The organism is Pseudomonas sp. NFACC37-1 (genome assembly GCF_900101575.1).
Lineage (GTDB): Bacteria > Pseudomonadota > Gammaproteobacteria > Pseudomonadales > Pseudomonadaceae > Aquipseudomonas > Aquipseudomonas fluorescens_AA.
Genome location: NZ_FMUZ01000031.1, coordinates 63,466 through 75,213 on the forward strand (window position 1 = coordinate 63,466; position 11,748 = coordinate 75,213).

The window sequence follows — 11,748 nt, forward strand, 5'->3', positions numbered from 1 at the left end:
TCGCCGAGGTGTAACTGGAAATTACGCCCGCTGAAAAAAATAGTTAGCCAAGCATCTGTTTGGCGCGATGCGCGATTCCTGTGAAGAGGGGATTTGTTGTGGCGAGGGGATTTATCCCCGTTCGAGTGCGTAGCGCTCGCCAATTGGATTCTGGCTGAAATGGGTGGGTCTGCTTCGCAGCCCAGCGGGGATAAATCCCCTCGCCACAAAAAAATTCCATTGGCGTCAACTCCTGAGACAACCTGTCACGCGACAAAAGACCACGCCGTCCATCGGCAATATTGCGACTACTCTTTGAGCATTGCTTGATCCAGATCAATACCCTTCGGGGCGTTGGGCTGGCGGCCATCCGGCCAGAGTCCTGCGTTGTGACGGTTATAAAAAGAACGATTTGAAAAGCATCGCACTCCATATCCCTGGGGGTTGGTGCCAGCCCGCCCGCAGCCGGTTTTACCTGACAGAGGAAGACTTATGTTCGGTTTGGAGGCGCTTGATCTCGCCCGAATCCAGTTCGCGTTCACGATCTCGTTCCACATCCTGTTCCCGGCCATCACCATCGGCCTGGCGAGTTACCTGGCGGTGCTCGAGGGGCTGTGGCTCAAGACCCGCGATGACACCTACCGCGACCTGTACCACTTCTGGTCGAAAATCTTTGCCGTCAACTTCGGCATGGGGGTGGTGTCCGGGTTGGTCATGGCCTATCAGTTCGGGACCAACTGGAGCCGCTTTTCGGACTTCGCCGGTGCGGTGACCGGCCCCTTGCTGACCTACGAGGTGCTCACGGCGTTCTTCCTCGAAGCGGGTTTCCTGGGGGTGATGTTGTTTGGCTGGAACCGCGTCGGTCGCGGCCTGCATTTCTTTTCCACGGTTATGGTGGCGATCGGCACCCTGATCTCGACCTTCTGGATCCTGTCTTCCAACAGCTGGATGCAGACCCCCCAGGGCTACGAAATCATCGACGGCCGGGTGATCCCGGTGGACTGGCTGGCGGTGGTGTTCAACCCCTCGTTTCCTTATCGATTGCTGCATATGTCCACCGCGGCGTTTGTCGCCACGGCGTTCTTCGTCGGCTCGTCGGCGGCCTGGCATTTGCTGCGCGGCCGCGATAACCCGGCCATCCGCCGGATGCTGTCGATGGCGATGTGGATGGCCTTGCTGGTGGCGCCGATACAAGCGGTCATCGGCGACTTCCATGGCCTGAACACCCTCAAGCACCAACCGGCGAAAATCGCCGCTATCGAGGGCCACTGGGAAAACGTCGGCAATGAACCGACCCCGCTGATCCTGTTCGGCTGGCCCGACATGCAAGCGGAAAAAACCAAGTACGCCGTGGAAATCCCTTACCTGGGCAGCCTGATCCTGACCCACAGCCTGGACAAGCAGGTGCCGGCCCTCAAGGAGTTCCCGCCTGAGGACCGACCGAACTCGACCATTGTGTTCTGGTCGTTCCGGGTCATGGTCGGCCTCGGGTTGCTGATGATTTTCACTGGGTTGTGCAGCCTGTGGCTGCGGCGCAAGGATCGGATCTATCAATCCCGACCGTTCCTCTACATGGTGCTGTGGATGGGACCGTCCGGCCTGGTGGCGATCCTGGCCGGCTGGTTTACCACGGAGATCGGCCGCCAGCCCTGGGTGGTCTATGGCTTGATGCGCACGGCCGATGCTTCGTCCGGCCACAGCTTCGCGCAGATGAGCATCACCCTGGTGCTGTTCGTCGTGGTGTATTTCGCGCTGTTCGGCGCAGGTTTGAGCTACATGATGCGCCTGGTGCGCAAGGGGCCGGAGGCCCACGAAGCCGAGCCGAGCGATGGTGGCCCGGGCCAGAAACGTACGCCGGCCCGGCCATTGTCGGCCGCCGACGACGGCGACGATGTGGACCACAACGACCGCTCGAACAAGGGGAATTGAGTCATGGGTATTGATCTTCCGCTGATCTGGGCCGTGGTCATCATCTTCGGCATCATGATGTACGTGATCATGGACGGTTTCGACCTGGGGATTGGCATCCTCTTCCCCTTCGTCAAGGGCGAGCGCGACCGTGACGTCATGATGAACACCGTGGCACCGGTCTGGGACGGTAACGAAACCTGGCTGGTGCTGGGCGGTGCCGGGCTGTTCGGGGCGTTTCCGCTGGCCTACTCGGTGGTGCTTTCGGCGCTGTACCTGCCGTTGATCCTGATGCTCATCGGCCTGATCTTCCGTGGCGTGGCCTTCGAGTTCCGCTTCAAGGCCAAGGCTGAGAAGCGCCACCTCTGGGACAAGGCGTTCATTGGCGGTTCGCTGACGGCCACCTTCTTCCAGGGCGTGGCACTGGGGGCGTTCATCGACGGCTTTGAAGTGGTCAATCGCCAGTTCGCCGGCGGTTCCCTGGACTGGTTCACGCCATTCACGGTGTTCTGTGGCCTGGCGTTGATCGCGGCCTACGCGTTGCTCGGTTGCACCTGGCTGATCATGAAGACCGAAGGCAAGTTGCAAGAGCAGATGCATGACCTGGCCCGGCCGCTGGCGTTCGTGGTGCTGGCCGTGATCGGTATCGTCAGCATCTGGACGCCGCTGGCCCACGCGGACATCGCGGCCCGCTGGTTCACATTGCCGAACCTGTTCTGGTTCCTGCCGGTGCCGATCCTGGTGCTGGTGACCATGTACGGTTTGTTCCGCGCGGTGGCCCGCAATGCCAACTACACGCCCTTCATCCTGACCCTGGTGCTGATCTTCCTCGGCTACAGCGGCTTGGGCATCAGCCTGTGGCCGAACATCGTGCCGCCGTCCATCTCGATCTGGGACGCCTCGTCACCGCCCCAGAGCCAAGGCTTCATGCTGGTGGGCACGCTGTTCATCATTCCGTTGATCCTGGTGTACACCTTCTGGAGCTACTACGTGTTCCGCGGCAAGGTGACCCACGACGACGGCTACCATTGAGGGCGTCGAGCATGGCCAAACCTGACTTGAAAGACATCGAGGCCGCCGAGCGCAAGCCTCTCTGGCAGCGGCTCGGCTGGCTGGCGTTGATCTGGGCTGGCAGTGTGCTGGCGTTGTTCGTCGTCGCCAGCCTGATGCGGATGTTCATGAATGCCGCGGGGCTGACCACCCACTGATTTCCCTGCGGGAGCGAGCTTCGTTCCCGCAGCGGACGGTCTATTTGCGAGCCTTGAGAATGACGAATTTCGGTGTTGCGGCCACTTGCTCGACGCCTCGGAACAACCGCGCCAGTTTGCTGTGGTAGCCCAGGTGCCGGTTGCCGACGATGTACAGGGCGCCGCCCACCACCAACGCTTCGCGAGCCTGCTGAAACATCCGCCAGGCGAGGAAGTCGCCCACCACTTGCTGCTGGTGGAAGGGCGGGTTGCACAACACCACGTCCAGTGACTGCGCTTCTTGCCCGGCCAGGCCATCGCCGGGCCGGATCGTCACTTCACGTTCACCGAGGGCCGCACGCCAGTTCTCGGCGGCCGATTGCACGGCCATGTACGACTCGTCCACCAGGGTGTAGCGGGCCTCGGGGTTTCGCAGGGCACTGGCGATGGCCAGTACACCGTTGCCGCAGCCCAGGTCCGCGACCCGGGCCGTGCCGAGGTTTTTCGGCAGATGTGGCAGGAACGCGCGCGTGCCGATGTCCAGGCCTTCGCGGCAGAACACGTTGGCATGGTTGAGCAGTTCGATCTTCGGCTCGTCCAGCCAGTAGCGCGTGGGGTAGGGTGACACGACCGGCGTACTGTTGGGGGAAGAGGCGCTGGGCGGTGTGGCGATCAACAGCCGCGCTTTTTTCACTGCCAGGGAGGCCTGCACCGGGCCGATGTAACGCTCCAGCAAATCGCCGGCGGCCCGGGGCAGGTGCTTGATCATGGCCCCGGCAATCACCTGGGCGCCCGGCGCCAGTTGGCCTTGCAGGCGAATCAGTTGTTCCTCCAGCAGGGCCAGGGTTTTCGGTACTTTGATCAGGACGCGATCGAACGGGCCGGCCAACGCTTCGCTGGCGGGCAATGTTGGTACGGCATCGAAGGGCCGGCCATTGCGCACCAGGTTTTTCTCCAGTGCCTGCAGTGCCAGGAAAGAATCACCGCTGCTGGTCACCAGGGCGTTGCCGGCCAGGCTGGCAGCCAGGGCGCCGAAGCCGTCATTGAGCACCAGGACCCGAGTCTGCGCGGCCGGTTGTTGTTCGGCCAGATACGCGAGCAGGTATTCATCGGCCGCATCGAAGGCTTGCAGCGGTTCGTTCTGCTGTTCGGGTTGGCGGATCAGATCGAGTTGGGCGAAAGGACTGTCGAGCAGGGGCATGGCTGGGGACTCTGGAAATCAACGAATGTCCCGCTGCCTGGAGGTAGGTGTCTGTGCGGGACCGCCTGAATGAACTGCGCCGCGCGTAAAAAGCGGCATCATTCAAGAGGGACCGTAAATGGTACGTTTTTTTGTTGCACATTACTCGCGGGTTTTTCAGCTCGGCAATGCCGTGCCACGGGTCAGATCACATGGATCTGGGCAGCCTTGGCCACCGCTGAAATTTTATTGCTGACGTTCAGTTTTCGCATGCAACTGCACACATGGAAATTCACGGTTCGTTCGGAAAGGCAGAGAATCCTGCCCACTTCCGAAGCCGTCTTGCCTTCGGCTGACCACCTCAGTACTTCGATTTCTCTCGGCGACAAGTGATAGTTCTGCTTGACTACGATGGCGTCAGACAGTTTTTTACTGGCGAGTGCATGCAGCTTTTGACTGGCGAAGATGGCGTAGCCGAGATTGCCATAGTGTTCCTCGATATCAATGGGACAATGGGTTCGTGCAAGACTGAACAGACTGCACTGTGTCCCTTGGTCGTCATGAACGGCCTGGGTCCAGCCGTACTTGAGTCCCTGTCGATTAAGTTCTCGCCATAACTTGGGGGCCTGAGCGAAAACAGTCTCATCCCACAGGATCGGGAGCGGTGATTGATTGCAATGTGCTACTAGTGGATCGCTAGACGCATAACCGTTTTGTTCATAAAGCCGGTCCCATCCATAAGGGTAGTTATTCAGGTTCACCTTGCTGGTGTGTTTGTCGGGGCTTCCGAGATAGGCTGCAAATGCGCAATATTCAAATCCCTGATTGTTAAAGAAATTCAGTACCAGACGATAGGCCGTCTGCAGGTCTTTTTCACAGGATAACTTCCTCAGTAACAAGTCCTTCCACCTGTCCATCGCTCTCTCCTGGGTTTGATTCGTCCATGCGGATCCAATCCATGATGCGAATTTTTAGTGTAGGACTATTCCTAATTTGTAGTGGGTTTTTTTTAATTTTCTTACGTTTATAAGTGTTTAGGTAAATAAACTTTTGTTTGGTTGGGTTTACGTCCCTGTAACTTTGTACAAGTTTGGTGAAGGATTTAGAGAGCGAAGGCGACGACTATGACTAAAGTGCCATTACCTGCCGTCGGTGGTGAAGACGCTCACTTTGCGGGACACTGCACGTCTTGTCCCCTGGGAGTGGCTCATGACCGACAGTGCAGAGAAGTTCACCCGCCAAACCTTGCTCGATGTCCAGCCAGTGACGTCTCATTTGTTTACGTTACGCACGACCCGGGATCGCGGCTTTCGCTTCCGGGCGGGTCAGTTCGCCCGGCTGGGCGTCGCCAAGGCGGACGGCACCACCGTCTGGCGGGCGTACTCCATGGTGTCGTCGCCCTTCGACGAGTTCCTCGAATTCTTTTCCATCGTGGTGCCCGATGGCGAGTTCACCAGCGAACTCAGCCGCTTGCAGCCGGGTGACGAACTGTTGGTGGATCGCCAGGCCTTTGGCTACCTGACGCTGGACCGCTTCGTCGATGGCCGGGATTTGTGGTTGCTGTCCACGGGGACGGGCGTGGCGCCGTTTCTTTCGATCCTCCAGGATTTCGAGGCCTGGGAAAAATTCGAGCGGATCATCCTGGTGTACAGCGTGCGTGAGGCGCGGGAATTGGCGTATCAGGACCTGATCAAGGAGCTGCCCCAGCGCGACTACCTGGCCGAGTACGCTCACAAGTTTCGTTTCATTGCGACTGTCACCCGTGAGCAGCATCCGGGGGCGCTCAATGGGCGCATCACCACGTTGATCGACAACGGCGACCTGGAGCACGCGGCCGGTGTAGCGCTGACACCGGAGCATTCGCGGGTGATGCTGTGCGGCAACCCGCAAATGATCGACGACACGCGCAAGTTGCTCAAGGCCAGGGGCCTGCAACTGAGCCTGACCCGTCGTCCGGGCCAGGTGGCGGTGGAAAACTACTGGTAGGCTCAGGGCCGCTCGTTCTGAGCCTTGAGCAGGTCGCGAATCTCACTCAGCAGCAGCTCTTCCTTGGTCGGAACCGGAGGGGCGCTGGGGGCTACGGCTTCTTCACGCTTGAGGCGGTTGATGGCCTTGACGCCCATGAAAATGGCGAACGCCACGATGATGAAGTCGATGGTGCTCTGGATGAATTTACCGTAGGCCAGCACCACGGCAGGCGCATCACCCTGGGCGGCCTTGAGGGTGATGGCCAGATCACTGAAATCCACGCCCCCGATCAGCAGGCCGATTGGCGGCATGACCACGTCGCCCACGAATGACGAAACGATTTTGCCGAAAGCGGCACCGATGATGATCCCGACGGCCATGTCGACGACATTGCCTTTGACCGCGAAGGCCTTGAACTCGCTTAGCACGCCCATGAGTTATTCCTTGTAACGGATGAAAGATGAGTGGCAGTGTAAATCAGCCCAACGAGTCCTGCTCGAAACGCCTGCTTACAAAGCTTCAGTTATCGACCGGGGCTCGGATGAAAAGTTTACAAAGTGCCATCAATCGCGCGCGATACGCGGTTTCTGTCGGGGGCCCTATAACGTTTTTCTATCGGCACGGTACGGCATTTCTATTTAGGTTTTTCTTTTCCCGGCACTAGCCTCTGGATGGCGCACATGGATGCGCTCTATAACATCAGAGGAACATGCCTATGAACACTTCCCTCGGCCACGGGGCTTATTCCCATCGCCGCGCTCTTTTTGTGCTGACCGCGAGCCTTCTATCCTTGTCTGTCAACGCAGCCACCCTGACCCGGGACAACGGTGCGGCGGTCGGCGATAACCAGAATTCGCAGACGGCAGGTCCCAACGGTCCGACCCTGCTGCAAGACGTGCAGTTGATCCAGAAGCTCCAGCGCTTCGATCGTGAACGCATCCCCGAGCGCGTGGTACATGCCCGTGGTACCGGTGCCCATGGCACATTCACGGTGTCCGACGATCTCAGCGACCTGACCAAGGCCAAGGTCTTCGCCGCAGGCCAGGTCACCCCGGTGTTCGTGCGTTTTTCGGCCGTGGTGCACGGTAATCATTCGCCGGAAACCCTGCGCGACCCCCGTGGCTTCGCCACGAAGTTCTACACCGCCGACGGTAACTGGGACTTGGTGGGCAACAACTTCCCGACTTTCTTCATTCGCGATGCCATCAAGTTTCCGGACATGGTCCACGCGTTCAAACCCGACCCGCGGACCAACCTGGACGATGATTCGCGCCGTTTCGATTTCTTCTCCCATGTTCCGGAGTCGACCCGTACCCTGACCGAGTTGTATTCCAACTCCGGTACACCGGCCAGTTACCGCGAAATGGACGGCAACGGTGTACATGCCTACAAGCTGATTAACGCCAAGGGTGAAATTCACTACGTGAAGTTTCATTGGAAAAGTTTGCAGGGCTTGAAAAATCTCGATCCGAAAGAAGTTGTGAAAGTTCAGGGTCAAGATTACAGCCATATGACCAATGACCTGGTGAGCCATATTAATAAGGGCGACTTCCCGAAGTGGGACTTGTACGTCCAGGTGCTCAATCCACAAGACCTTGCCAAGTTCGACTTCGACCCATTGGATGCGACCAAGATCTGGCCCGGCGTGCCTGAGCGCAAGGTCGGGCAAATGGTCTTGAACCGCAATCCGGCGAATGTTTTCCAGGAAACCGAGCAGGTGGCGATGGCGCCAGCGAATCTGGTGCCAGGCATCGAGCCTTCCGAGGACCGTTTGCTCCAGGGACGGGTGTTTTCCTATGCCGATACGCAGATGTACCGCCTAGGCGCCAATGCCCTGCAATTGCCGATCAATGCCCCCAAGGTGCCGGTGAACAATGGTAACCAGGACGGTGCGATGAACCCAGGCAGCACCAGCACTGGCGTGAACTACCAGCCGAGTCGCCTGATGCCTCGTGAAGAACCGCAGGCGGCACGCTACAGCCAGGCCGCGCTGAGTGGCAGCACCCAGCAAGCGAAAATCCAGCGCGAGCAGAACTTCAAGCAGGCCGGTGATTTGTATCGTTCGTTCAGCAAGAAAGAACGTGATGACCTGATCGAAAGCTTTGGTGGCTCTTTGGCGACCACTGATGACGAGAGCAAGCACATCATCCTGTCGTTCCTCTACAAGGCCGATCCTGAATACGGCACTGGGGTGGCCCGTGTCGCCAAAGGTGACTTGGCCCGGGTCAAGGCTCTGGCGGAAAAACTGAGCGACTGATCCACCTGTGGGAGCGAGCTTGCTCGCGATGCAGGCGACTCGGTCTGGCTGTGCACCGCAGCGTCTGCATCGCGAGCAAGCTCGCTCCCACAGCCTTGAGTCATGGGGAGACGTCATGATGGGTAAATTCTTTTTGTCGATGCTTGCGACCTGGTCACTGAGCGTACTGGCCGATCAGCCAGTGCCCACTGAGCCGGCTGCGGTCCAGGAACAGCTGCAAAACTATTATTTCGACGCCGCTCGCCGCGGCGATGTGCCGATGCTCGATACGTTTATCGAGGCCGGTTATTCGCTGGATACCCGGGATGAGAAGGGCTACACCGCGCTGATTCTGGCGGCTTATCACGGCCACGGTCCGGCGGTGGAGCGGTTGCTGGCCGCGGGGGCCGATGCCTGTGCCCAGGACAAACGCGGCAATACGGCGCTGATGGGGGCCATTTTCAAGGGCGAAGTGCAGATTGCCCGTCGCTTGCTGTCCACCGATTGCAGCCCGGACCAACGCAACGGTGCCGGACAGACCGCCGCGATGTATGCCGGGCTGTTCAAGCGTGGCGAGTTGCTCGACGCCTTGAAGGCCAAGGGGGCGGATCTGCAGGCCCAGGACCCATTGGGTAATACCGCAATGGATCTGTCCAAGGGCGAAATCAGAATGCCGGCCCCGCGCTAGCCGCTGCCTGGGCTATCATCGCGGTTTTTACCCCGGAGTTCAGATGGCCAAGGCAAAGCGCATGTACGGCTGCACCGAGTGCGGCTCGACCTTTCCCAAATGGGCCGGCCAATGCAGCGAATGCGGGGCCTGGAACACCCTGACCGAAACCATGGTGGAAAGCGGCGGCGCGGCGGCCCCCACCGGGCGCACGGGCTGGGCCGGTCAGCAGGCGCAGATCAAGACCCTGGCCGAAGTCAGCGTTGAAGAAATCCCGCGATTTTCCACCGCGTCCGGTGAACTGGACCGGGTGCTGGGCGGCGGCCTGGTGGACGGTTCGGTGGTGCTGATCGGTGGAGACCCGGGCATCGGCAAATCCACCATCCTGCTGCAAACCTTGTGCAACCTCGCCACCCGCATGCCGGCGCTGTACGTCACTGGCGAAGAGTCCCAGCAACAGGTCGCCATGCGCGCCCGGCGCCTGGGCTTGCCCCAGGACCAGTTGCGGGTCATGACCGAGACCTGCATCGAAACCATCATCGCCACGGCGCGCGTGGAAAAGCCCAAGGTGATGGTGATCGACTCGATCCAGACCATTTTCACCGAACAGCTGCAGTCGGCCCCGGGCGGCGTGTCCCAGGTGCGTGAAAGCGCGGCGTTGCTGGTGCGCTACGCCAAGCAGAGCGGCACGGCGATTTTCCTGGTGGGCCACGTCACCAAGGAAGGTGCGTTGGCGGGACCGCGGGTGTTGGAGCACATGGTCGATACCGTGTTGTACTTCGAAGGCGAGTCCGATGGCCGCCTGCGTTTGCTCCGGGCGGTGAAGAACCGCTTTGGTGCCGTCAATGAATTGGGCGTGTTCGGCATGACCGACAGGGGCCTGAAAGAAGTCTCGAACCCTTCGGCGATCTTTCTGACGCGTGCCCAGGAAGAAGTCCCGGGCAGTGTGGTCATGGCGACGTGGGAAGGGACCCGGCCGATGTTGGTGGAAGTGCAGGCGCTGGTGGATGACAGCCACTTGGCGAACCCACGGCGGGTCACCCTGGGCCTGGATCAGAATCGGCTGGCCATGCTGCTGGCAGTGTTGCATCGACACGGCGGGATTCCGACTCACGACCAGGACGTGTTCCTCAACGTCGTGGGCGGGGTCAAGGTACTGGAGACCGCGTCCGACCTGGCGTTGATGGCGGCGGTCATGTCCAGTCTGCGCAACCGGCCGCTGCCCCATGATTTGCTGGTGTTTGGCGAAGTGGGGTTGTCGGGGGAAGTGCGACCGGTGCCCAGCGGGCAGGAGCGGCTCAAGGAAGCGGCCAAGCACGGTTTCAAACGCGCCATCGTGCCCAAGGGCAACGCGCCGAAGGAAGCGCCGCCGGGGTTGCAGATTATCGCAGTGACCCGTCTGGAACAGGCGTTGGATGCGCTGTTCGAATAACCCTAAAGGCTGTACAAGGCCCTTTGTGGAGAATGGATTTATCTGTGGCGAGGGGATTTATCCCCGTTGGGCTGCGCAGCAGCCCTAAAACCTAACAACTCGGTGTGTCAGGTCGATTGTCGTCGCTTGTTTGGGGACTGCTGCGCAGCCCAGCGGGGATAAATACCCTCGCCACAAGGGATCGGCGTTGATTCAGATATGGATCAACGCCGCCAATTCCCGCTCCAGCTCGTCATGGTCGCCCAGGTTCAGTTCTATCAATCGGCGCAGATGTGCGATGGATGCCAGGTCGATATGCTTGCAGACGAAGCCCAGGTGACCATGGTCATCATGGGCCAGGCGAATTTTCATTTTGATCTCGGCATCGGGACTCAAATGGATATCGGCCATGAAGGAATGTTCGGGATCGCCAAGCCAGGGGTCGGGTTTCTTGATCAGCAGCCCCTTGAGGGACAGGTCCAGCAGTTCCACCGACCAGATATAGGGGCCTTGGCTCAGCTCGGTCCTGGCATGGAAATCAACTCGTACGAAGCGGCGACGTTCGCTCATGACGCATCCCTCTGAAGATTCATTGACTATAGACCCAACTGACGGGGCATCGTCACCGTTCGGCAACAGACAGACGAATGTCGAGTATGGCCTTTGCCCGGGTTAGCGCTAAACTCCAATGGCTATCTTTCTTGTCCACCCTGGCTGGAATATAAAAATGAAAAACAATAATAGCCTGCTGCGCCATCTGCCCTGGCTCCTGCTGGCCGTCGTAGGCGCGTGCGCCCTGGGCGTCGTGGCCTTGCGCCGAGGCGAGGCGATCAACGCCTTGTGGATCGTCGTCGCCGCCGTGGCCATCTACCTGGTAGCCTACCGCTACTACAGCCTCTTCATCGCCAACAACGTGATGCAACTCGATGCGCGCCGGGCCACTCCCGCCGTGCTCAACAACGATGGCCTGGACTACGTCCCGACCAACAAGCACATCCTCTTCGGCCACCACTTCGCGGCCATTGCCGGTGCGGGGCCGCTGGTCGGGCCGGTGCTGGCGGCGCAGATGGGCTACCTGCCCGGCACGCTCTGGCTGATCGCCGGCGTGGTGCTGGCTGGTGCGGTGCAGGACTTCATGGTCCTGTTCCTGTCCACCCGCCGCAACGGTCGCTCCCTGGGCGACATGGTGCGCGAGGAAATGGGCCGCATCCC

The 11,748-nt window shown here is 59.8% G+C and carries 12 protein-coding genes; 8 read left to right on the plus strand and 4 right to left on the minus strand.

Features of this window, described 5'->3' with window-relative positions; genetic code table 11:
* Positions 1-471 precede the first annotated feature (471 nt).
* Genes BLP82_RS24275 through BLP82_RS24285 form a run of 3 tightly spaced genes read left to right on the plus strand, consistent with a single transcriptional unit; the run spans position 472 to position 3,095 of the window.
* On the plus strand, positions 472-1,908 hold the full coding sequence (locus tag BLP82_RS24275; protein ID WP_060740531.1) for a cytochrome ubiquinol oxidase subunit I: 1,437 nt from the start codon (positions 472-474) through the stop codon (positions 1,906-1,908).
* A 3-nt stretch (positions 1,909-1,911) separates the two neighbouring features.
* A complete protein-coding gene (gene cydB, locus BLP82_RS24280; RefSeq protein ID WP_053125566.1) occupies positions 1,912-2,919 on the plus strand; it encodes a cytochrome d ubiquinol oxidase subunit II in 1,008 nt (335 codons plus the stop codon).
* An 11-nt stretch (positions 2,920-2,930) separates the two neighbouring features.
* Positions 2,931-3,095: a DUF2474 domain-containing protein gene (locus tag BLP82_RS24285; protein WP_092174042.1), complete on the plus strand. Its 165-nt coding sequence runs from the start codon at positions 2,931-2,933 to the stop codon at positions 3,093-3,095.
* Positions 3,096-3,135: 40 nt separating this feature from the next.
* On the opposite strand, the gene BLP82_RS24290 is transcribed toward BLP82_RS24285, so the two are convergent.
* Together BLP82_RS24290 and BLP82_RS24295 are read right to left on the minus strand one after the other, a co-directional pair.
* A complete protein-coding gene (locus tag BLP82_RS24290) occupies positions 3,136-4,275 on the minus strand; it encodes a methyltransferase (protein WP_092174046.1) in 1,140 nt (379 codons plus the stop codon).
* 182 nt (positions 4,276-4,457) lie between these two features.
* Positions 4,458-5,171 carry an autoinducer binding domain-containing protein gene (locus BLP82_RS24295; protein WP_092174051.1) on the minus strand — a complete coding sequence of 238 codons (714 nt, stop codon included), beginning with the start codon at positions 5,169-5,171 and terminating at the stop codon, positions 4,458-4,460.
* A gap of 292 nt (positions 5,172-5,463) precedes the next feature.
* On the opposite strand from BLP82_RS24295, the gene BLP82_RS24300 reads away from it, so the two are divergent.
* The gene (locus BLP82_RS24300) at positions 5,464-6,240 is read left to right on the plus strand and encodes a ferredoxin--NADP reductase (RefSeq protein WP_092174055.1); all 777 of its coding nucleotides are present in this window, start codon (positions 5,464-5,466) and stop codon (positions 6,238-6,240) included.
* Positions 6,241-6,242: 2 nt separating this feature from the next.
* Here the strand turns inward: BLP82_RS24300 and mscL are convergent, their stop codons facing one another.
* The gene (gene mscL, locus BLP82_RS24305; protein WP_003205779.1) at positions 6,243-6,656 is read right to left on the minus strand and encodes a large-conductance mechanosensitive channel protein MscL; all 414 of its coding nucleotides are present in this window, start codon (positions 6,654-6,656) and stop codon (positions 6,243-6,245) included.
* 281 nt (positions 6,657-6,937) lie between these two features.
* On the opposite strand from mscL, the gene katB reads away from it, so the two are divergent.
* The 3 genes from katB (at position 6,938) to radA (ending at position 10,557) form a co-directional block, all read left to right on the plus strand.
* The gene (gene katB, locus BLP82_RS24310; protein ID WP_092174060.1) at positions 6,938-8,479 is read left to right on the plus strand and encodes a catalase KatB; all 1,542 of its coding nucleotides are present in this window, start codon (positions 6,938-6,940) and stop codon (positions 8,477-8,479) included.
* 118 nt (positions 8,480-8,597) lie between these two features.
* Positions 8,598-9,146 (plus strand): ankyrin repeat domain-containing protein, encoded by a 549-nt coding sequence (locus BLP82_RS24315; protein WP_092174081.1) that lies wholly within the window; start codon positions 8,598-8,600, stop codon positions 9,144-9,146.
* A 43-nt stretch (positions 9,147-9,189) separates the two neighbouring features.
* On the plus strand, positions 9,190-10,557 hold the full coding sequence (gene radA / locus BLP82_RS24320) for a DNA repair protein RadA (RefSeq protein WP_060740535.1): 1,368 nt from the start codon (positions 9,190-9,192) through the stop codon (positions 10,555-10,557).
* 192 nt (positions 10,558-10,749) lie between these two features.
* Here radA and BLP82_RS24325 read toward each other — a convergent pair whose 3' ends face one another.
* On the minus strand, positions 10,750-11,106 hold the full coding sequence (locus tag BLP82_RS24325; RefSeq protein WP_092174064.1) for a PilZ domain-containing protein: 357 nt from the start codon (positions 11,104-11,106) through the stop codon (positions 10,750-10,752).
* 157 nt (positions 11,107-11,263) lie between these two features.
* Between BLP82_RS24325 and BLP82_RS24330 the strand changes: the two genes are divergently transcribed.
* On the plus strand, positions 11,264-11,748 hold a 485-nt coding region (locus BLP82_RS24330; protein ID WP_305883180.1), incomplete at its 3' end, for a carbon starvation CstA family protein.